We start from the raw sequence: 21,182 nt of genomic DNA, 5'->3' as shown, positions 1-21,182 counted from the left end.
CACTGATTTCATGCCATCTGCGTTCAAGGACTTTCATCGAATCGCTCCTGATTGGGCCGACGCGCGGGTGCGCTGCCACGCCACGCGCGCCGGGTGCCGCCGTCAGCCGTGATCGCGGGGCGGGGAAGGGACGTGCGGGGCGCGCCGTTCGCGCTCGCCGGACGGGTTGGCGGGGTCGATACGCGTCGCACCGCCGACGGCGGGCGGATCGCTGGCCGGAAACGTCTCCTCGAGCCCTTCGTCGATGCGCTCCTCCGTCTTGTCTTCAGACGGTGGACGCGACGGGGCGAAGCGGAGCAGTCCGGCGGCCGGTGACACGGCGTCGCGGCGGCCGGTGGCGTGTACGGTCATGGTCGAACCTCCTTGTCGATGAGAAGACGCAAGCCTTGTACCCGCGACGGCCGCGGCACGGCGCTTGCAAGCCGGCGGGAACCGGCCGGCACGCGTCCGGGATGGGCGAGAGGGCATCGTGATGAAGGCAGCCAGGGAAAGAATACGTTACGACGCGAACGTACGCGGTGGCGATTCGGCCACGTTCGCGAGCGTTTCGATACGTGGAAGCGCGAATCGCGGGTCTATCGGCCGGAGCGGCGCCGATTCGACGGCAAGGACGAGGTACGCGAACTGACCGACACCGTCTACGACGGCCCGGAACGCGCGCAGCAGGCGCTCGTCGCGCAATGCGAACCGTCCGTTCCGTTCGCGCTCGCCGTGCAGCTGAGCGCCGAGGGGCGCACGATGTGGCTCGTCATGGCGGCGTACGACGAGCCGACCGGCCAATGGTCATGGCGCGACAGCAGGCACGCCGCTTGCGAGGACTCGCCTCATCGAAAGGCGCGCGCCGTCGCGCAGGAGTGACATGAACACGCCATCCATGCTGCACCGTCCCGAACCGACGACACCCGACGTCGATCCGGATCCGCCGCCGCCCGGGCACGACGACCCGGTCGATCCGCCCGTGCCCGACGGGCTGCCGCAAGGCGACCCGCCGTCGAATCCGCCGCCGATGCGGATGCCGGGCGGGAGCCATGCGCCACGACCGGCCGCGCGAACATTGAAAGGAGGACCGTCATGGACATTCACGTGCAATCGCCCGACAAGCGCGCGATCGCTCAGGTACTGGGCCGCTATTTCGAATCGCGTTCGCTCCGCTATCACATCGAGGAACTGCCGGGCGGCGTGCTGCAGATCGGCTTTCGCGCGAGTGGCCGTCCGGTCGCCGTCACCGTTTCGTTCGACGATGCCGCCTACGACACCTACACGCACTGGGACGCGAGCCAGAAGCAGCTCGCGCTCGGCCGGCTCGCCGACGGTTTCTCGCGGATGATGTCGACCCGCAGTCCGGCCGCGTTCGCCGGCGACTATCACGTCGAGCGTTTCTGATTCCGCAATTGTCCGCCGGCGCATGCCGGATCCCGGCAAAGTGCCCGCATACAACGGGCGCTTTGCGTCTGCGCGCGCCTCGCGTAGGATGTCCGTTAATTCAGCGCATGCTACGTTCGCGCCACAGGCTGCCTGCCGTTGCAGCCGGTGAAGCGCGACGCGCTTTCCTTCAGGTTCGTTTCGTGCAGCCGACGGAGACCGCCTTGACCACTGTTGCTCGCCTGTTGCTGTCCCCCGGCGCACGCCGGTTCGTATCCAGCCTCTCGGCATTCGCGGCGCTCGCCGCCGCCGGCGCCCGCGACGCGTCGGCCCAGACGCCTTCGCCGCTCGGCGAATGGCAATACACGGCGGGCGTACCGCTGCGGAAACTCTTCGATCCGAACATCCCCACGTGGCAGGTAAGCGTCGGCGCCGCGATGACGCTGCAGCCGCGCTACGCGGGCGCCGACCGCTATCGCGTGATGGGCGGCCCGAATTTCGACGTTCGCTATCGCGACCTGTTCTTCCTGTCGACGGGCGAGGGCCTCGGCGCGAACGTGCTGCGCGGGCCGAACTGGCGCGTGAGTTTGTCGGTCGGCTATGACCTCGGGCGCCGTTCGGCCGACGATCTCGGTCATCTGAACGGTCTCGACAACATCAACGCGGCGCCCGTGATGAAGCTCGCGGCCGACTACGTGGTCTCGAAGGATTTCCCGCTCGTGCTGCGCGCGGACGTCCGGCGCAGCATCGGCGGCTCGAACGGCTGGACCGGCGATTTCTCCGCGTACATGCCGATGCCCGGCAGCAACGAGCACTTCTTCTGGTTCGCGGGGCCGACCGTGTCGTTCGCCGACTCCCGCTACATGAACAGCTGGTTCGGCGTGAACCAGGGCGCGGCCGCGCGCTCCGGGCTGCCGGCCTATTCGTCGGGAGCCGGGATCAAGTCGGCCGGCGTGGGCATGACGATGGTGTGGTTCGTGAACAAGCACTGGTTCGTCACGGTGGACGGCGCGCTCGAGCAGCTCGTCGGCCGCGCGGCGCGCAGCCCGATCACGCAGCAGTCGACCAACGGCGTGTTCGACATGTCGGTGAATTACCAGTTCTGACCGGGGCCGGGCGGCGGAAGGGCGATGCCGCGTGCGGCATTGCCCGTCACATTTGATATGATTCCGACCTGTACAAATGTACAGTGATCGATCCCCGTGACGCCTGCCTCGCCGACGCCTCCGGCGTTTTACTACCTGACCAATTTCGAACGCGCGCTCGCCTGGCTCGGCGAGCGTTACGACGACCTGTTCGACACGCACGAGCACGCGTTCGTCCGGCAATTCGCGACGCTGCCGCAAGCGTCGCGCGCGCTGCTCGTGCGGATGCTGATGCGCAACGGGGCCGATTTCCGCGCGAGCAAGCTCGTGTACGACGAGATCGGCTGCACGCTCGACGCCGCCGCGCCGCTCGTCGCGCTCGGCTGGGTCGATCCGGCGCCCGCGCTCACGCTCGACGCGTTGTTCGCGCTGTCCACCAAGGCCGATCTGCTGCGCATCTTCCCGGCGCTCGCCGCGCATGCGGGCGAGCGCAAGGCCGACTGGCTCGAGCGGCTGCGGCCCGCGCACGACGTCGCGCAACCGCTCGACGCGTGGTGCGCGCAGGCCGACGACCGGGTGCTGCGCGTGACGGTCGGCGCGCTGTGCGACCGGCTGCGGCTGATGTTCTTCGGCAATCTGCATCAGGACTGGAGCGAATTCGTGCTCGCCGATCTCGGCGTGTTCCAGTACGAAAGCGTGCCGATCGCGCCGTCGTCGCGCGCGTTCCAGCAGCGCGGCGACGTCGACGCGTATCTCGCGCTGCAGATGTGCCGCGACGCGCTCGAAGCGTGGCCCGACGATCTGCCGTTCGACGACCTGATCCGCGCGCTGGACGCGGTCGACTGCGCGCAACCGTGGCTCGCGACGCGCCGCGCGAAGCTGCTGTTCGCGCTCGGCCAGGCGTGTGAACGCCGTGCCGACTGGTGCGCCGCACTCGACGCGTACGCGCGCAGCGCGTGGCCCGGCAGCCGCCATCGGCGCATCCGCGTGCTCGAACGCTGCGGGCGCGACGACGACGCGCTCGCGCTGGCGCTCGACGCACGCGGCGGCTTCGAGAGCGACGAGGAGCGTCAGCGCGTCGAACGCATGCTGCCGCGCCTGCAGCGCCGCGCCGGCCAGCGCGTCGAACGCGCGGCCGCTGCCGCGGCCGTGCCGCGCGAGACGCTCGTGCTCGCGCGCCCCGACGCATCCGTCAGCGTCGAATTCGCGGTGCGCGACCATCTCGCGCAGCCGGCGTCGCCGGTCCACTACGTCGAAAACACGCTGATCAATTCGCTGTTCGGGCTGCTGTGCTGGGAGCCCGTGTTCGCGGCCGTGCCCGGCGCGTTCTTCCACCCGTTCCAGCGCGGCCCGGCCGATCTGCACGCCCCCGATTTCGCCGTGCGCCGCGCGGCGGCCTTCGACGCCTGCTTCGCGCAGCTCGAGTCGGGCGCGTACCGCGACACGATCCGCCGGCATTTCGCGACGAAGGCCGGGCTGCAGTCGCCGTTCGTGTTCTGGGGCGTGCTGACCGACCAGCTGCTCGACGAAGCGCTCGCGTGCCTGCCGCCCGAGCACTTGCGGCTGTGGTTCACGCGCCTGCTCGCGGATATCCGCGGCAACCGCTCCGGCTTGCCCGATCTCGTCCGCTTCTGGCCCGACGAGCGTCGTTACGAGTTGATCGAGGTGAAGGGCCCCGGCGACCGGCTGCAGGACAACCAGACGCGCTGGCTCGCCTACTGCCTCGCCCACCGGATGCCGGTGCGCGTCGTCGATGTCGAGTGGGCCGGCGACGGCGTCGCGCACGCCGAGGCGGCGGGGTTGTCCGCATGAGCTACGTCGTCGCGGTGCGGGCGATGTGCGAGTTCACCGCGCGGCGCGGCGATCTCGACCTGCGCTTCACGCCCGCGCCGACCGCGCTCGAAGGCATCGCCGGCCACGGCGCGGTCACGTCGAAACGCGGCGCGCGCTACGAAACCGAGATCGCGCTGACGGGCACGTGGGGCACGCTCACCGTGCGCGGCCGTGCCGACGGCTACGATCCCGTGGCGAACCGGCTCGAGGAAATCAAGACCTATCGCGGCAGCCTCGACGCGATGCCGGCCAACCATCGCGCGCTGCACTGGGCGCAGGCGAAGGTCTATGCGCACCTGATGTGCGACGCGCGCGATCTCGAGGCAATCGACGTCGCGCTCGTGTATTTCGACATCGTGTCCGAGCGCGAGACCGTGCTGACTCAAACGCTGGATGCCGCCACGCTCGCCGCATTCTTCGCCGAGCAGTGCGCGTGCTTCGTCGGCTGGGCCGAACGCGAGACGGCCCATCGCGCCGCGCGCGACGCGGCGCTGCGCGCGCTCGCGTTCCCGCACGGGCAGTTCCGCAGCGGCCAGCGCGAGCTGGCGGTGGCCGTCTATCGCGCGGCGCGCGACGAACGCTGCCTGATGGCGCAGGCGCCGACCGGCATCGGCAAGACGCTCGGCACCGTGTTCCCGCTGCTGAAGGCATGCGGCGAGGGCGAGCTCGATCATGTGTTCTTCCTCACCGCGAAAACACCGGGCCGCGCGCTCGCGCTCGACGCGGCGACGACGCTCGGCGCCGGCACACCCGCGCTGCCGCTGCGCGTGCTGGAACTCGTCGCGCGCGACAAGGCGTGCGAGCATCCGGATCTCGCATGCCACGGCGAATCGTGCCCGCTCGCGAAAGGCTTCTACGACCGGCTGCCGGCCGCGCGTGATGCGGCGATCGAGGCCGGGTTGCTCGATCGCGATACCGTGCGCACCGCCGCGCTCGCCCACGACGTCTGCCCGTATTACCTGGCGCAGGAGCTCGCGCGCTGGTCGGACATGATGATCGGCGACTACAACTACTATTACGACGGCAGCGCGATGCTGCACACGCTCGCGCAGCAGAACCAGTGGCGCGTCGGCGTGCTCGTCGACGAAGCGCACAACCTGCTCGACCGCGCCCGCAAGATGTACAGCGCGTCGCTCGATCCGTTCGCGTTCGCGGCCGCGCGCGACGCCGCGCCGGCCGCGCTGCGCAAGGCATTCGACCGGCTCGCCCGCGCGTGGGGCACGCTCAATCGCGCGCAGGCCGAGCGCTATGCGGCCTATCCCGAGGTGCCGGGCCCGATCGTGTCGGCCGTGCAGAACCTCGTCGCGGCGATCGGCGAGCACCTGACCGACGCGCCGCGCGCGAACGGCGACGCGCTGCTGCGTTTTCATTTCGAGGCGATCCAGTTCGGCGTGCTGGCCGAAGCGTTCGACAGCGCGTCGATCTTCGACGCGACGCTGCATGGCGAGCCGATGCCGCGGCAGCCTGCGCTCGATGGCGTCGCCACGGCCGGCCGCCGGCGCCGCGTCCAGTCGACGCTGTGCGTGCGCAACATGATCCCGGCCGGTTTCCTGGCGCCGCGCTACGAAGCCGCGCGTGCGACCGTGCTGTTCTCCGGCACGCTGAGCCCGTTCCATTTCTATCGCGACACGCTGGGGCTGCCCGGCGATACGGGCTGGCTCGACGTCGACGGGCCGTTTCGCGCCGAGCAACTGACGGTGCGCGTCGCGAGCCACGTGTCGACGCGCTGGCGCGACCGCGATCGTTCGCTCGAACCGATCGCCGACCTGATCGCCGCCCAATACGCGGCACGCCCCGGCAACTATCTCGGCTTCCTGAGCAGCTTCGACTATCTCGGGCGCGTGGTCGCGCTGATGCAGATGCGCCATCCGGACGTCCCCGTGTGGGCGCAGGCGCCCGGCATGGCCGAAAGCGAGCGCGACGCGTTTCTCGCGCGCTTCGACGCGGGCGGCCGCGGCGTCGGCTTCGCGGTGCTGGGCGGGGCGTTCTCGGAAGGCGTCGACCTGGTCGGCGAGCGGCTGATCGGCGCGTTCATCGCGACGCTCGGGCTGCCGCAGGTCAACGACATCAACGAGCAGATGCGGCGCGCGATGGACGCGCGCTTCGGCAACGGTTACGACTACATGTACCTGTATCCGGGGCTGCAGAAGGTCGTGCAGGCGGCCGGGCGCGTGATCCGCACCGAGCACGACGAGGGCGTCGTGCACCTGATCGACGACCGTTACCGACGGCGCGAGGTGCGCAACCTGCTGCCGCGGTGGTGGCGGATCGGGTGACGGCGGCCGCTACAGCACGTTGAGCATTGCGAGTGCGGCTTCCTGCAGATGCGGCAGCACGCGCCGCACGGCCGCGTCGGTCGTCTCCGCGCCGATCGGCATGTTCGTGCTCAGCGCGGCGACGACTTCGCCGTGACGGTTCTTCAGCGGCACCGCGATCCCGCGTACGCCGACCTGCAATTGCTGTTCGATCGCCGCGTAGCCGGCGTCGCGCGCGTGGTCGACCTGTTCGAGCAGCCGCGCCTTGTTGGTGATCGTATGCGGCGTGAACGGCGGCAGTTCGGTCTCGTCAAGCCATGCGCGCACGGCTTCGCGATCGGGATGATGGGCGAGGAGGACGACACCGGGCGACGTCAGCGGCGCCGGCACGCGCGCGCCGAGCACGAAGCCCGTCGTCATCACGCGCGACACGCCGTTGCGGGCGATGAACACGAGCTCCCAGCCGTCGAGCACGCTGACGTACGCCGATTCGTTCAGCGACGCGCTCAGTTGCTGCAGATAAGGCTGGACCGTGCGCGGCAGCCGCGCCGAATCGAAGTACGACCAGCCGACGCGCAGCACGCGCGGCGTGAGGCCGTACAGCTTGCCGTCGGTGTACACGTAGCCGAGCGATTCGAGCGTCAGCAGGTAGCGCCGCGCGGCCGTGCGCGTGAGGCCGGTGCGTGCGGCGGCCTGCGTGGGCGTCATGCGTGCGTGCTGGCTGTCGAACGCCTCCAGGATCATCAGGCCTTTTTCGAGACCGGCAATCCAGTCGCGTCGGTCGAGGTCGGGCTTTTTCGTCATCACGGGGGAGCGGTGGCGCGCGGTGTTCGCGCAGGAGTGGGCGATTATCGCGCGAGCGGTGGGGGAACGGGAGATCGGTTGAGGCGTTTCAGAGGCAAGCTGCCGGGCGATTTCAGGTTCAGGCGGAACGACGCAAACGAGTCGGATTGAGTCGACCCATTCAAGCGTCGGAGCGCAGTTGCGGCGCGGTCGGCGCTTACCTGTGTTCGTGGCAGAGCGCGGCAATGCGCCATCGCGCGTCGATCACGCACCACTGCTCGACGAAATCGAAGCGCGAATCGGTTGTGTGATTGATCCGTACCGCCCCGATGTTCGTTATCGTCGCCCGTTGCCCGCGCGTGACAATCTGCATGGTTTCGTCCCGATATGCGATACCCGATCTGTCCGACGGGCGCTCGGCCGCGACTACGCGCATTCGCGCAAGAAATTGCGCCTTCGTGCGAATGCGAGCTTCGTGCTGGACAAAGAAGCCCGGGCTAGCGACGAAATCGAGTTGTTCGACGTCGGCGTGACGATACGCGTCGATCCACACGTCGCGCATCTGCGCCAGGGTGAATCGGGGTTCCATGGGCTACGCATTTTCCTGCTGGAGCGCGGGTGCGCGGTTTTTGGCGCTATCCGCCGGGTCAGGAAGGCAGCCTATGGCCGGGCTCACGCTTCGGCAATTGGACAGGTTTGAATCTGGTTTTCCGCGAGTGGGAAAAAGCCGATGGGTCGTGGAAGCCGATGTCCCGATGACGCATCGTCGGGCTGGCGCCGACTACGGGAAGAGGCGTGAAGCAGCACGTAGCGTGCTGACGTGAACGGAAAGCTGGCGATGGCAGAGCGCTGCACGGCCGCGCATGGAAGCGGCCGATACGGCATGAAAAGCGGAGAAACCGGATGCGACGCGACCCTTCCGCGCGCCGCATCCGTCACGACCTTACTCGCTGCTCGTCCACTCGACGTTCGCACCGACCGAACGCAGGTTCTCGACGAAATGCGGATGCGCGCGGCGGATCGGCAGCGCGTTCATGATTTCCGAGCGGCCTTCGATGCTCGCGGCCACCATCAGCAGCGCGATCGCGACGCGAATGATGTACGGGCTCTCGACGCGCGCCGGCGTCAGTTGCAGCCCGCCGAACGTGATCAGCCGGTGCGGGTCGGACAACAGCACGTGCGCGCCGAACTTCGACAGTTCGCCGGACCAGCCGAGCGCGCCGTCGTAGACCTTGTTCCAGAACATCGCGCTGCCTTCCGCGCGTACGCCGAGCGCGATGAAGATCGGCAGCAGGTCGACCGGCAGGTACGGCCACGGCGCGGCCTCGACCTTGGTCAGGATGTTCTGCGTGAACGGCCGGCGTACGCGCAGCGGGCCGTCGCGTTCCGCCCGCGACCAGCCGTCGCGGTGCGTGACGGTGACGCCGAATTTCGCGAACGTGCGGTCGATCAGAGGGAAATGCTCGGGCGACGAATTGCGTACCGTGATGTCGCCGCCGGTGATCGCGCCGAGCGCGAGGAACGTCGCGATTTCGTGGAAATCCTCGGCGAAGCGGAACTCGCCGCCGCCGAGCTTGCCGCCGCCCGTCACGCACAGCCGCGACGTGCCGATGCCCTCGATCGCGACGCCGATCATCGCGAGGAACTGGCAGAACTCCTGCACGTGCGGCTCGGAGGCCGCGTTCATCAGCGTCGACGTGCCGTTCGCGGCCGTCGCGCACAACGCGAAATTCTCGGTGGTCGTCACCGACGCGTAGTCGAGCCAGTGATCGTTGGCCGTCAGCGGGCCGTCGGTACGGACGATCAGCGAATCGGGCGTGCGCTCGATGTGCGCGCCGAAACGTTCGAACACCTCGACGTGCGGATCGATCTCGCGCACGCCGAGCGTGCAGCCTTTCACGTCGTTCTCGAGGCGCGCGACGCCGAAGCGCGCGAGCAGCGGCGGAATCAGCATGATCGACGAACGCATCGCCTCGGGCAGCCGATGGACGGCCGGATCGAACGTCGTGTTGCGATGGTGAAGCTCGAGCAGGCCCGTCGCGAAATCGACCGACACGTCGCTGCCGAGCGTGCGGAAGATATCGAGAATCTTGCGCACGTCGGTGATGTCCGGTACGCCGACGAGACGCAGCGGCTGATCGGTCAACAGGGTGGCGCACAGAATCGGCAGGACGGCGTTCTTGTTCGCGGACGGCTTGATGTCCCCGCGCAGCGGAGTGCCGCCGTGGACGATGAGATTCGACATGATATGGGGGCGTATCGGTGACTGACGTAGGCCCATATGATGCCATTGGTCGGCACGCGGCGTGGAATGTTCGGAGGGGAAAAGCGGGAATCGGCGCGCAACTGACAGTGTTTGACGTCGCGTCCGCGATGCAGCAGGTGGAGCACCGGCCGGCGCCGGCATGGCGAAATGGCCGGCCGCGTATCGGGCCGGCCACGCGCTCATTACGTCATTGCGCGGCCCGCATCCGCGCGGCGACCACCAGCGAGATCAGGCAGCCGATCGCCAGGTAGCCGGCGACGAGGTGCCACGAACCGCCGGCCACGCTGACGAGCCCGACCGCGATGAACGGCGTGAACCCACCGCCGACGACGCTCGCGAACTGGTAGCCGACGCCCGCGCCGCTGTAGCGGTATTCGGCGCCGAACAGCTCGGTGAACAGCGGCTGCTGGACGCTCACGACCATGTCGTGCGCGGCGTTCGCCAGCAGGATCGAGAAGATCACGATCCACGCGATCGAGCGCGACTCCAGCGCGACGAAGAACGGCACCGCGGATGCGAGGCCGATCAGCGCGCCGATCAGATAGATGCGGCGCAGGCCGTAGCGGTCGGCCAGCCACGCGAAGCAGGGGATCGTCACGCAGCTCACCGCGCCGACCAGCAGGCCGATGTTCAGGAACAGGTCGCGCGACATGCCGAGGTTCGTCGTCGAATAGCTGAGCGCGAACGCGGTGACGATGTACATCGTGAACAGTTCGGCGAGCCGCAGCGCGACGATCAGCATGAACGCCTTCGGGTGGCGCGTCAGCGCTTCCAGCACCGGCAGGCGCAGCTTGCGGTTGCCGTGCTCGACCTTCTCGACGAACTCCTGCGATTCGTCCATGTTCTTGCGCACCCAGAGCCCGATCAGCACGAGCACGATGCTGAACACGAACGGCAGGCGCCAGCCCCACGACTTGAACGCGGCCTCGCCGAGCGTATGGCTCAGGATCGAGACGATGCCGGTGGCCAGCACGAGCCCGACGCCGTAGCCGACCTGCACACCGCTGCTGTAGAACGCCTTCTTCTGCTTCGGCGCGCTTTCGACGGCCATCAGCGCCGCACCGCCCCATTCGCCGCCGACCGCGAACCCCTGGATCGCGCGCATCAGCACCAGCAGCACGGGCGCCCACCACCCGATCGTCGAGAACGCCGGCAGCAGGCCGATCGCGACCGTCGACAGCCCCATCAGCATCACGGTGAGCACGAGCATCCGCTTGCGGCCGAGCCGGTCGCCGTAGTGGCCGAACACGATGCCGCCGAGCGGCCGGAACAGGAAGCCGACACCGAAGGTGGCGAACGCCGCGAGCGTGCCCATCGTCGGGCTGACTTTCGGAAAGAACTCGGAATTGAACACCAGCGCGGCGACGATCCCGTACAGCAGGAAGTCGTACCAGTCGACGACGGCGCCCACGAAGCTGCCGATCGCGGCCTTGCGGGCCTGGCTGCGCGCACGGGCGCCGGCGGCGGCGTCGAGGGTGTCGAAGGTGGGGGTCATGGCGATGTCTCCTGGCACGGCGCATCGTGGAATCGTGGCGGCGCCGCGTCCGATGCTGCATTGAAGTCGATGGGTGAACGGAGAATAGGGCCCGCGCCGCGGGTCGGCAATTAGCCAATCGGATAATGTGCGCGATTATCGTTCAATTCCGTGCGATTATCGAACGATTTCCGGGTTTGCACTAGGCGGCGCGACGATATCCCGTTCGGCCGGGGTGTGCCGCCGTGAACGATCTGGTTAAAATCTGCTGCATCGACAACTCGCCCGTCCGGGGCGGAGGCGCGGCCGCCACATCGGCCGCGCACGCCGCACGCGACAGGCACCATTCCCCCCATCGACCGCATGCCCCCGGAGACTGGAATGCCCGGCAATTCCCCCCCCTTGTCCAGCGATACGCCGCCCGTTGCCGATCCGGCCGCCAATCCGCTCGGGATGGCCGGCCTCGAATTCGTCGAGTTCGCGGCGCCCGTGCCGGATGCGCTTGCACAGCGCTTCGAGCAGCTCGGGTTCAAGGCGATCGCGCGGCACGTCAGCAAGAACGTCACGCTGTACCGGCAGGGGCAGATGCATTTCCTGATCAACGCCGAGCCCGATTCGTTCGCCGCGCGCTATGCGGAGGAATACGGGATGGGGGTCTGCGCGATCGGGTTGCGCGTGGCGAACGCCCGGCGTGCGTTCGAGCGCGCGATCCAGCTCGGTGCGTGGGCGTTCGAAGGCGAGAAGGTCGGCGTCGGCGAACTGAAGATTCCGGCGATCCAGGGCATCGGCGATTCGCACCTGTATTTCGTCGACCGCTGGCGCGGGCGGGACGGCCAGCGCGGCGGCGTCGGCGACATCTCGATCTTCGATATCGATTTCCGGCCGATCGACATCGCGACCGCGCATACCGATCTCGATTGCGCGGGCGTCGGCCTGCAGCAGGTCGATCACTTCACGCAAACCGTCGGCGCGGGTCGCATGCAGGAGTGGCTGGATTTCTACCATGACCTGCTGCATTTCCGCGAGATCCACCAGATCGACGCGCACTGGCATGTGTCGGAGGAATCGCGCGTGATGGTGTCGCCGTGCGGCGCGGTACGGATTCCGGTCTACGAGGAAGGTACGCGGCGCACCGAGCTGATGCATGCGTACCTGCCCGACCATCCGGGCGAGGGCGTGCAGCACGTGGCGCTGGCGACCGACGACATCCTGGCGTGCGTCGATGCGCTGCGTGCGAACGGCGTCGAGTTCATCGAGCCGCCCGCTCGCTATTACGACGACGTCGATGCGCGGCTGCCGGCGCATGGCGTCGATCTCGATGCGCTGCGCCGCCGCGCGGTGCTGGTCGACGGCGAGATCGGCAGCGACGGCGTGCCGAAGCTGTTCTTCCAGACCTTCGTGAAGCGCAAGCCCGGCGAGATCTTCTTCGAGATCGTGCAGCGCAAGGGGCACCACGGGTTCGGCGAGGGCAACCTCGCGGCACTCGCCCGCGCACGCGACGCCGGCTGAACGTTCAGGCGCCGGCTGCCGTTACGCTGCCGCGCGCCCTCGGCCACGCCGATCTTGCAGGCCACGGCGAGATCGTGGCCCGCCGCATCGGCCAGGCGCAGCACGTGTGCCGGAAACGCCGGCCGGTGCGCGGCCTCGCAGTACGCACCGCGGCGGCGATTGCACAGCGGCGACAGGAACCGACCCGACAGCCATTGAACTCGCGCAGCCAAGACCGGCGCCCCGTTGCTGCCGGTCGATTCGTCACGCGGGATCGGCCGCCGCGAGCTTGCGGCTGTGCCGACGCATGCCGTCGAAGATCGCGTCGGCCACGTCCGCCGGAAAATCCGCCGGGATCTGCGCGGCGGCTTCGGCAATCGCGGGCTCCGTCCGTGCGGCGACGGCCGCCATCGCGGCGCGCACGTCGTCTTCGGTCAGGCCGACGCGGCGGCCCTGCGCAATCCAGTGGCGCGGCTGGATTTCGCCGATCACGTAGTGCCGGTTCTTCCCGCAGACGGCCATCGCGAGGCGTGCGCGGCGCGGCGGAATCTGGTTGCGGCGTGTACCGATGATCGGATGCGCGGACAGCACGTCGTACAGCGGCGTGCTGCGATACGCATTGCCGGGCAGGTGCGCGATGCTGAAGTTCTTCGCGTGGCCGTCGATCGCCGCCAGCACCCAGAACACGAGCTGGGCGACGAAAAAATTCATTCGGTCGCGGGACGCATCGGCCGAATTCGCGAGGATGCCCATGATCGTCTCGATGCCGGGGCCGCCGTCCGATTCGTATTTCGCCCCCGATGGCGTGCCGGTCGCCTGGCACATGTCCTCCTGCGGCAGTCGCAGGATCCACGAGCCGTCGCGCGACGGACGCCGGTCGAAGCGCTCGACGATCAGTGCCTTCTGGTCGTCGAACCGGCCGATCTCGCACGGCGCGACCGACAGGCCGTACGCGGCGACGAGCTTCGAACACAGCCATTCGTTTTCGACGGACGTGCGCATGTCGGCCTGCATGTTGCCGACACGACCGAGCGGCAGCTTGAAGATGTGCGTCGTCGGCGTGCTGCCCGACGGCCGCAGCCAGCGATTGCGCCGACGCAGCAGCGCGGTCTTTTCCTGCGCGCCGGCAATCGACAGGCGCAGGTCGGCGTCCGGCTCCGCGCGGCCGGGCAGCGGCGCGGCAGTCGCGTGGCGCAGCACGTCGGCGACGGCTGCGTCGTCCAGCGTCGTGCCTTCGATGGCCTCGAGATCGACCGGCGTCTCGCCTGGCGGCAGCATCTGGAGCGCGCCGACGCAGTCGCGGCCGATCGACGCGAGCAAGTCGAACGGCGCCGTCGATCCGAGCCGGTAACGCTGCGCGATGCGGCGGCGGATCGGCTCGCTGTCCGGCAGCAGGTTGTCGAAGTAGTCGGCCACGATCGCGCCCTGGTGCGGCTGGTTGCCGGGCGTGAAGGGCAGCGACAACGACAGGGGCCGCCCTTGGGGATCGTCGAGCCAGTCCGGCAGATAGACGAGACGCTCGACGCCGCGGCGGATTTCCCAGTACCCGACGGGAATGCCGTTCATCCACAGGTCGAGCCGGTCGTGGCGGGCGCGTGCGGCCATCGTCACCAGTCCTCCCGCTTCGACACGCGTGGTCTGCCCCGAGTCGTCGCGGCCGGGCGCTTTCGCGCGGCGTCGGCCGCGGCTCCGGTCGGGGCGTTGGCGGCCGTGGTGCCGCGCTTGTTCGCGACCGGCTTGCGGCGCGCCGCCGGCTCGGCGCTGGAGGTCGAATCGGCCGCTTCCGCCGGTGCATCCCGTTCGTCCAGGCCGAGCATCATGCGAACGCCGAGCGCGTTCAGCACCTTGAAAAGCCGCTCGATGCTGACCGCCGACGGGTTGGCTTCGAGCTGGGCATAGGATTGCTGGGTGATGCCTAGGCGGGCGGCCAGTTGCGCCTGCGTGAGCCCCGCGGATTTCCGAAAGCCGACGAGTATCGGGCGCAACTGGGTCAGGGTCTGGACAGGAAAGGCCATCGGGCGCTCCGCGAGATGACAGGCGATCGTTTGTAATTGGAAAATACAGTCTATGGCATGTATTGTGAAAATACAAATCATAGCCTGTATTAACGAAAAACAAGCGATAGCCTGTTACGCGGAGGCCGATCGTCCAGGCAGCGGCGCGAACCGGACGTCAGGCGAGACCTGCGGCGTTCACGACCCGCGCGTCGAGCGATTCGCCCAGTCCGCCCATGCCGGCCACTGCGCCCAGCCGCGCCGGACGAACCCGGTGCCCGTGCGGATTACGAGCGCGCCGATCGCGAGCGCCGCGAGGTCGTCGAGACGGCCGAAGCCGACCAGTCCCGCGCTCATCGCGAGCGCCGCGACCAACGACGACAGCGCATCGGTCCGCACGTGCCAGCCGCTCGCCTCGAGCAGCGCGGAGCCGGTCTCGCGCGCCTTGCGCAGCATCCAGTACGACAGCGCGGCCTTGCCGGCGAGCGTGGCGACGACCAGCACGAAGGCGGTCGCGCCCGGCTGCACGGCGGGCGGCGTATCGAACCGCGTCAGCGCATGCCAGATCATCTGCGCGCCGGTTACGGCCAGCAACGCGCCGAGGCCCGCGAGCGCGAGCGGCTCGTAGGTCGGGCGGCGCTCCGGAGGCAGGCGTGCGTCCAACCGGCAGGCGACGAGGAGCAGCGCATCGGCCGCAAGATCGATCGCGGCGTGCGCGACGTCCGCGAGCAGCCCCGACGAATGCGCGAACCATGCCGCCGTCGCCTCGGCGGCGAGCAGCAGCAGGTTGATCGCAAGACTGACGGCGAGGGCGCGAGACGTGGCTGCGTAAACGTGGGACTTGGCACGCGACGGGCGCTGCATGGCGGATCGCTTGTCGGAATCGGGGAAGACTTCGAACGCTACCGGCCGACGGTGGCACGCGAATGACAGCCGGGTGATCGATTTCTTCAGGGAGGCCGCCCGGGGGGGGGGGCTGAACGCCACTCCCGTAACACGGCGCGCGCCCGGAGTGGCCATCGCATGCATGCCTATGTTGCCGGGCGGGGCGTGTAACACGTAACGCCATCGCACTCGGTGGCCCGCCGCGCAAAGGGCGCCGTCCCGATCTGGCGGATTCCCCGGGACCCTCGGCGAATCTACGCCCCATGACCCGATAGAGGATTCCAACGCTTGGTTGCCGCACCGTGCCACGCCGCCGTAACAAGCGGAACGGATTTGCACGTCTCTGCCTACAAACTCTCAACATTATAGAAATAATGTCAAATTAAAGCGAGAATGAAATTAGATATTTAACGGTTTACGTTATATTATTTACGAAATTCCACTCGAAGCCTGCCATGTCCGATCTCGCCGCCGACGAACCTCGCCTGACCGCCGAAATCGAGCGCCTCAAGGCCAACTTCCCCAAAACCCGCGAGCTGTACCGCGAAGCCTGCGCACTGCTGTTCTTCCGTTTCGGCATCACGCCGACGGCCAATCGCCTGTACCAGCTCGTTCGCAAGGGCAGCATGAGCACGCCGACCGCCGTGCTCGGCGAGTTCTGGGCCGAGCTGCGGGAAAAGAGCCGTATGCGCATCGAGCATCCGGACCTGCCGGCCGATCTGCAGGCGGCAGCGGGCGAACTGATCGCGGCGCTGTGGAACCGGTCGAGTACCGACGCGGCCGCCGCACTCGACGCGCTGCGCGCGGAAGTCGAGGCCGAGCGGGCAGCGGCGCGAACGGAAGTGGCGACCTTGCAAGCCGAACTCGCCCGCACCGAAACCGCGCTGGAGCAACGCACGGCCGCGCTGCTGTCCGCGCAGGTCCGCATTCAGGAACTGGAGCAGGCGAGGGCGGCGGACGATGCCTCGCGGCAAGCCATGCAAGCGGATATCGCGCGCCTGAAGGCCGACAACGCGGAGGGCGACCGTGCACTTGCGCAGGCCCGTGCGGATTTCACCATCCAGCTCGACCGGTTGCGCGACGACGCTGGCCGCGCGGAAGAGCGGCTGCGCGCATCGGAGAAGCGGGCGCTTCAGGAAATCGATCGTGAGCGGCTCGCGGCCGCGCGCTTGCAAAAGGAACTCGACGCGGCGACCTCGCGGGCGGAACAGCGCGATGCGCAGCAGCGGAAGGAAATGACCGCGCTGCAGGCACAACTCGGCGGCGCGCTGCATCGCTGTGGCGTGCTTCAAGGGCAGCTCGACGGCGCACTGGCGACCGGCTCGGCGCGCAGCACCGAGCTCGATGCGCTGAGACGCGAGATGGCGGCGCTGGTGCGCCGGCCGCCGTTGCGCGGCGTCAAGACCATCTCGGCCGCCGAGCGGAGCGAGCGGCGGGCGCGCACGAGAAAGCGCGCCGACGAGGCGCCGCGCTGACGGTGAAACCGTGTGCGTGGGCCGACCGTCGGCGACGCACGCCCGCACGAAGCAACGCAGGCGGGATGTCTGCCGCCCCCGAACGCCCGTCTGTCCGTTCGACTCAACTCAGCACATACCGCGCCGGCAGCGGCGGCGCGTCCGCCGGAATCGTCACGAGCGACGTATTCAACCAGCCTTGTGGCGTGCCATTCGACTGCGCATACGCGCCGACGTACGGCATCATCCGCGTCGTCTGATAGACCTGCGGCGTCCAGCCCGCCGGCGCGAGGAAGATCGACGTCGCGCGCTTCTCGCTATACGCGGATGCGCCGTACGTCGAGATGTTCCACAGCGTCTGCCGATAGGTCGCGTAGTCGGCGTTGTGGCGCGAGCCGCCGGCCTGCCAGCCTTCGAGCTGGATGAACGTGTTGTACGTGCCGGCGCCGGCGAGCAGGTCGTTCACCGTGCGCCCGTACAGGAACGACAGGATCAGCCCGCAGTTCGCCGGCGCGAAATCGTTGCCGACGCTCAGGTAATAACGCCCCGTCGTGTTCACGACCGATGCGTAGTGTGAATTGCCGATATCCGTCGACGTCGACAGCCCGCTCGCGCCCATGAAGCTGTCGAACGCCTGCATCGTCACGCCCGCCGGCAGGTCGCTGCTCGCGCTGATCGCGACGAGGTGCGACCCGGCCGCCAGCAGCGTCAGGAACGCAGACAGCGTGGCGGCGTTCCAGTTGCCCTGCGCATCGACGAACGGAAACGCGCGATAGCCGGTCAGCGAGAAAACCGCCGGATCGGAGCCGGCCTGCCATGCGATTTGCGGCACCCACATCGTCAGCGGGCCGGCGTTCGACGCGCTGGACACGTACTGTTTCAGCGCATCGATCAATTGCGCATCGGCGCCGGGCAGCACCGTGTACGACGCGCCGCTCTGCCAGCGCCGCACCCATTGCGCGACGAAGCCCGCCAGTTGGCCGCCGGTGAAATCGGCGGGCGGCACGTAGCCGAGCGCGCCGGTGCCCTGATACGCGGACCGGATCGCCGCGGCCGTGCGCACGTTGCTGCCGAACATGCTGTTTGCGAAATCCTGGCAGTTGTTGGCCGGCGGCGTCGCGAGCTGCGCGAGCGGGACGACCCATGCGCCGTTCGCGGTCGCGACACCGCGGTACAGGTTGAGATTCGCGACGGAGTCGTGGCCCGGAAACGTCGCGGCGTCGGCGCCCGATACGTAGCCGGCCGACGGCGTGACGCTGACGGTGGTCGGCTGCGAGCCGAACGGATGCGTATACGCGATCGCAAACGATGCATCGCCGCCGGCCAAGCTGAACGATCCGGTGCAGTCGCCCCAGCTGTTCGATGCGCTGACGGCGGTCGATTGTCCGGTCGCGACCGACGCTCGCGATGCCTGCGGCGTCGAGCCGCTCTGGCTCGACGCATTGCCGAACGTGAGCGTCGTCGATGCAATCGCATTGACGACGTTGATCGTGATCGAGCGATCGGCAATGCCGTAGCTGCGTGCCGACGTATTCGCGGCGCCGGTGGCGGCGAACGACGACGCGGCGGCCGGACTGCCATCGCCGCCGCAAGCGGCCAGCGTGCCGACGAGCGGCGACAGGGTCAGCGCGGCGCCGCGCTGCATGAAGCGGCGGCGATTCGGCGCGGTCGGTCGGGCGGGTTTCGAAGCGGTCATGGAGCGTTCCTGGTCACGGGTCGAGAGGAGGCAACGACGGTTCGGCGCGTTGCACACGTGTGCAATGCCGGCCGCATCCTTGCGGGTCGTCGGCACACGCGCCGCGCGTATTTATGCGGGAAATCGATGAAATGCCCGCGACGAATTCGAGTCGCCGATGTGACGCGGCCCGCGAAGCACCGGGCAGGCATTGGGCAGGAGACAGGGATCGGGTAAAGTGCCGCTCAACATGCCGGCTCGACGTTACTAGACGACCGGTCTAATCGTTGTTACCATACGCCATCATGAATGCATCTTCAGGCGCCGAAGTCCGCCAGCACATCCTGAACATCGCGAAGCCGATCATGCTCCACAAGGGGTTTTCGGCGGTCGGTCTGAACGAGATTCTCGCCGCGGCGGGCATCCCGAAGGGCTCGTTCTACCATTACTTCGGCTCGAAAGAAGCATTCGGCGAAGCGCTGCTCGAATCGTATTTCGAAGGCTATCTCGCGCATCTCGACAAGCTGCTCACGCAGCAGGCCGGCACGGGCGCCGAGCGTCTGATGACGTACTGGGGCAACTGGCTGCACACGCAATGCGCGGACGACCTGGAAGGCAAGTGCCTCGCGGTGAAGCTCGGCGCGGAAGTGTCGGATCTGTCGGAAGCGATGCGCGCGGTGCTGCGGCGCGGCACCAGCCGGATCATCGAGCGGCTCGCGGGCGGCATCGAGGCCGGGCTCGCCGACGGTTCGCTGAGCGGCGTCGACGATCCGTCGCACACGGCCGCGATCCTGTACGAGCTGTGGCTGGGCGCGACGCTGCTGGAAAAGATTCACCGCAACCGCCAGCCGCTCGAAAGGGCGATGGCCGAAACGCGGCGCATGCTGAATCTGTCGCCGGCCGCGCCCGGCGGCGCGCAGTCGTAGCCCGGGCGCGCATCGGCGCGCCTTGTTTTTGCGTTGACTCTAGACGACTGGTCTACTCAATCACCCATGACGAACGCTTCCCGCCGCGTTACGCTGTCCCGATCGTTTCCACCGCCTGCGTGCGACCGCACCGGCCCGACGGCCGATGCCGCGTCAGGCGCGCATTTCCCGCTGGTTCATCCCTGATCCGATCGTGCCCACGAAGCACGCTCATTCCTGTTGACGGAGGCTCACATGCCGCAAAGCAAGACCGCAAACCGCCAGATCGTCCTGAATTCGCGCCCGGTCGGCGCACCGACGCCCGACAACTTCCGCGCCGAAACCGGTGACGTGCCGGTTCCCGGCCCCGGCCAGGTGTTGCTGCGCACCGTCTGGTTGTCGCTCGATCCGTACATGCGCGGCCGCATGAGCGACGCACCGTCCTATGCGCCGCCCGCCGAACTGGGCCAGCCGATGGTCGGCGGCACGGTCAGCCGCGTGGTGTCGTCGAACCTGCCGGCGTTTCGCGAAGGCGATCTCGTCGTTGCCGGCGCCGGCTGGCAGGACTACGCGCTGTCCGACGGGCGCGACCTGATTCCGCTCGGCCGCGACTTCGCGCACCCGTCGTATGCGCTCGGCGTGCTCGGCATGCCGGGCTTCACCGCGTACACGGGGCTGCTGAAGATCGGCGAGCCGAAGGCCGGCGAAACCGTGGTCGTCGCGGCCGCGAGCGGCGCGGTCGGCGCGGTGGTCGGCCAGATCGCGAAGCTGAAGGGGTGCCGCGTGATCGGTGTCGCGGGCGGCGCCGACAAGTGCGCATACGTGACCGGTACGCTCGGCTTCGACGCGTGCATCGACCATCGCGATCCGGCGTTTGCCGCGAAGCTGAAGGACGCGTGCCCGAACGGCATCGACGTGTATTTCGAGAACGTCGGCGGCGCGGTGTTCGACGCGGTGTGGCCGCTGCTGAACGACCATGCGCGGGTGCCCGTCTGCGGGATCATTGCGCACTACAACGACGCGGCCTACGACGACAAGGCTGTGTCGACCGGCCATGACCGCGTGCCGGCGCTGATGGGCGCGATCCTGCGCAAGCGCATCCGCGTGCAGGGTTTCATCATCCTCGATCACTATGCAACGGACTACGCGCCGTTCCTGAAAGACATGAGCGAATGGGTCGCGCAGGGCAAGGTCAAGACGCTCGAGGACGTCGTGCCCGATCTCGACGACGCACCGCAAGCGCTGATCGGCTTGCTCGCCGGCAAGAATTTCGGCAAGGTCGTCGTGCGCGTCGGTCCGGACGAATTGGCCTGACCCGCCGCTCGGCGACAGACAACCGCTGCACGCTGGCGTCGCGAGACGCCCGCTTGTGGCATGCTCGTTTCCGTTTTCAAAGGAGTAGAAAATGGCGCTTCACGTGATTGCTTCGCTGTTCCCGAAACCCGAACATGCGCAGGCCGCCGAGGCCGAACTGCGCAGCATGGTCGCGAAGACGCGCACCGAGCCGGGTAACCGGCGCTACGACCTGTTCCGCGAGCAGGACGGTTCGCCGAACCTGCATCTGTACGAGATCTTCGACGACCAGGCGGCGTTCGACGCCCACCTCGCGAGTCCGTACTTCGGCGAATTCCGCACGAAGTCGGCTGACTGGTTCACCGCACCGTCGGTGATCAAGGTGCTGTCGGCCATCGACGTGGCCGAGTAACGACGCAAGCCCGCAACA

18 protein-coding genes and 1 pseudogene are annotated in these 21,182 nt (G+C 68.1%); 10 read left to right on the top strand and 9 right to left on the bottom strand.

Annotated features, from left to right (window positions below; translation table 11 throughout):
• Positions 1-102: 102 nt before the first annotated feature.
• Positions 103-351 (bottom strand): hypothetical protein, encoded by a 249-nt coding sequence (locus tag QZM72_RS08560; RefSeq protein ID WP_089469780.1) that lies wholly within the window; start codon positions 349-351, stop codon positions 103-105.
• A 121-nt stretch (positions 352-472) separates the two neighbouring features.
• On the opposite strand from QZM72_RS08560, the pseudogene QZM72_RS08555 reads away from it, so the two are divergent.
• From QZM72_RS08555 to QZM72_RS08535, 5 genes and pseudogenes are all read left to right on the top strand, one after another.
• Positions 473-768 (top strand): annotated as a pseudogene (locus tag QZM72_RS08555) (hypothetical protein); the annotation flags it as partial.
• Between the two features lie 303 nt (positions 769-1,071).
• Positions 1,072-1,383 carry a hypothetical protein gene (locus tag QZM72_RS08550; RefSeq protein WP_301737826.1) on the top strand — a complete coding sequence of 104 codons (312 nt, stop codon included), beginning with the start codon at positions 1,072-1,074 and terminating at the stop codon, positions 1,381-1,383.
• Between the two features lie 203 nt (positions 1,384-1,586).
• Positions 1,587-2,468 (top strand): MipA/OmpV family protein, encoded by an 882-nt coding sequence (locus QZM72_RS08545; RefSeq protein ID WP_089469781.1) that lies wholly within the window; start codon positions 1,587-1,589, stop codon positions 2,466-2,468.
• Positions 2,469-2,564: 96 nt separating this feature from the next.
• Positions 2,565-4,259 carry a VRR-NUC domain-containing protein gene (locus QZM72_RS08540; RefSeq protein WP_301737825.1) on the top strand — a complete coding sequence of 565 codons (1,695 nt, stop codon included), beginning with the start codon at positions 2,565-2,567 and terminating at the stop codon, positions 4,257-4,259.
• Positions 4,256-6,556: an ATP-dependent DNA helicase gene (locus tag QZM72_RS08535; RefSeq protein ID WP_301737824.1), complete on the top strand. Its 2,301-nt coding sequence runs from the start codon at positions 4,256-4,258 to the stop codon at positions 6,554-6,556. The genes QZM72_RS08540 and QZM72_RS08535 overlap by 4 nt, the downstream gene beginning before the upstream one ends.
• A 9-nt stretch (positions 6,557-6,565) precedes the next feature.
• Here the strand turns inward: QZM72_RS08535 and QZM72_RS08530 are convergent, their stop codons facing one another.
• The 4 genes from QZM72_RS08530 to shiA form a co-directional block, all read right to left on the bottom strand.
• Positions 6,566-7,339 carry an IclR family transcriptional regulator C-terminal domain-containing protein gene (locus QZM72_RS08530; RefSeq protein WP_089469784.1) on the bottom strand — a complete coding sequence of 258 codons (774 nt, stop codon included), beginning with the start codon at positions 7,337-7,339 and terminating at the stop codon, positions 6,566-6,568.
• Between the two features lie 196 nt (positions 7,340-7,535).
• Positions 7,536-7,907, bottom strand: a complete 372-nt coding sequence (locus QZM72_RS08525) for a DUF4440 domain-containing protein (protein WP_089469785.1) — start codon at positions 7,905-7,907, stop codon at positions 7,536-7,538.
• 354 nt (positions 7,908-8,261) lie between these two features.
• Entirely contained in the window at positions 8,262-9,563 is a 1,302-nt protein-coding gene (locus QZM72_RS08520) for a UDP-N-acetylglucosamine 1-carboxyvinyltransferase (RefSeq protein WP_301737822.1), read from the bottom strand.
• A 208-nt stretch (positions 9,564-9,771) separates the two neighbouring features.
• Positions 9,772-11,079 carry a shikimate transporter gene (gene shiA / locus QZM72_RS08515; protein ID WP_089469786.1) on the bottom strand — a complete coding sequence of 436 codons (1,308 nt, stop codon included), beginning with the start codon at positions 11,077-11,079 and terminating at the stop codon, positions 9,772-9,774.
• 360 nt (positions 11,080-11,439) lie between these two features.
• Between shiA and QZM72_RS08510 the strand changes: the two genes are divergently transcribed.
• Positions 11,440-12,567, top strand: a complete 1,128-nt coding sequence (locus tag QZM72_RS08510) for a 4-hydroxyphenylpyruvate dioxygenase family protein (protein WP_301737821.1) — start codon at positions 11,440-11,442, stop codon at positions 12,565-12,567.
• Between the two features lie 243 nt (positions 12,568-12,810).
• On the opposite strand, the gene QZM72_RS08505 is transcribed toward QZM72_RS08510, so the two are convergent.
• The 3 genes from QZM72_RS08505 to QZM72_RS08495 all read right to left on the bottom strand — a co-directional run bounded on the left by QZM72_RS08505 (position 12,811) and on the right by QZM72_RS08495 (position 15,404).
• Entirely contained in the window at positions 12,811-14,151 is a 1,341-nt protein-coding gene (locus QZM72_RS08505) for a type II toxin-antitoxin system HipA family toxin (protein WP_301737820.1), read from the bottom strand.
• Between the two features lie 2 nt (positions 14,152-14,153).
• Positions 14,154-14,561, bottom strand: a complete 408-nt coding sequence (locus QZM72_RS08500; protein WP_089470574.1) for a helix-turn-helix transcriptional regulator — start codon at positions 14,559-14,561, stop codon at positions 14,154-14,156.
• Positions 14,562-14,738: 177 nt separating this feature from the next.
• Positions 14,739-15,404: a cation diffusion facilitator family transporter gene (locus QZM72_RS08495; RefSeq protein ID WP_301737819.1), complete on the bottom strand. Its 666-nt coding sequence runs from the start codon at positions 15,402-15,404 to the stop codon at positions 14,739-14,741.
• Positions 15,405-15,880: 476 nt separating this feature from the next.
• On the opposite strand from QZM72_RS08495, the gene QZM72_RS08490 reads away from it, so the two are divergent.
• Entirely contained in the window at positions 15,881-16,900 is a 1,020-nt protein-coding gene (locus tag QZM72_RS08490) for a DNA-binding protein (protein ID WP_301737818.1), read from the top strand.
• 103 nt (positions 16,901-17,003) lie between these two features.
• Here QZM72_RS08490 and QZM72_RS08485 read toward each other — a convergent pair whose 3' ends face one another.
• Positions 17,004-18,575: a hypothetical protein gene (locus QZM72_RS08485; protein WP_301737817.1), complete on the bottom strand. Its 1,572-nt coding sequence runs from the start codon at positions 18,573-18,575 to the stop codon at positions 17,004-17,006.
• Between the two features lie 284 nt (positions 18,576-18,859).
• On the opposite strand from QZM72_RS08485, the gene QZM72_RS08480 reads away from it, so the two are divergent.
• The 3 genes from QZM72_RS08480 to QZM72_RS08470 all read left to right on the top strand — a co-directional run bounded on the left by QZM72_RS08480 (position 18,860) and on the right by QZM72_RS08470 (position 21,164).
• Positions 18,860-19,480, top strand: a complete 621-nt coding sequence (locus tag QZM72_RS08480; protein ID WP_301737816.1) for a TetR/AcrR family transcriptional regulator — start codon at positions 18,860-18,862, stop codon at positions 19,478-19,480.
• 234 nt (positions 19,481-19,714) lie between these two features.
• Positions 19,715-20,773: an NADP-dependent oxidoreductase gene (locus QZM72_RS08475; protein ID WP_301737815.1), complete on the top strand. Its 1,059-nt coding sequence runs from the start codon at positions 19,715-19,717 to the stop codon at positions 20,771-20,773.
• 91 nt (positions 20,774-20,864) lie between these two features.
• Positions 20,865-21,164 carry a putative quinol monooxygenase gene (locus QZM72_RS08470; RefSeq protein ID WP_089469792.1) on the top strand — a complete coding sequence of 100 codons (300 nt, stop codon included), beginning with the start codon at positions 20,865-20,867 and terminating at the stop codon, positions 21,162-21,164.
• The last annotated feature ends 18 nt before the right edge of the window (positions 21,165-21,182 follow it).

The organism is Burkholderia sp. AU45388 (assembly GCF_030481585.1).
Lineage (GTDB): Bacteria > Pseudomonadota > Gammaproteobacteria > Burkholderiales > Burkholderiaceae > Burkholderia > Burkholderia sola.
Note: the sequence above shows the minus strand (reverse complement) of the source record. Positions and strands in the feature narration are given on the sequence as shown.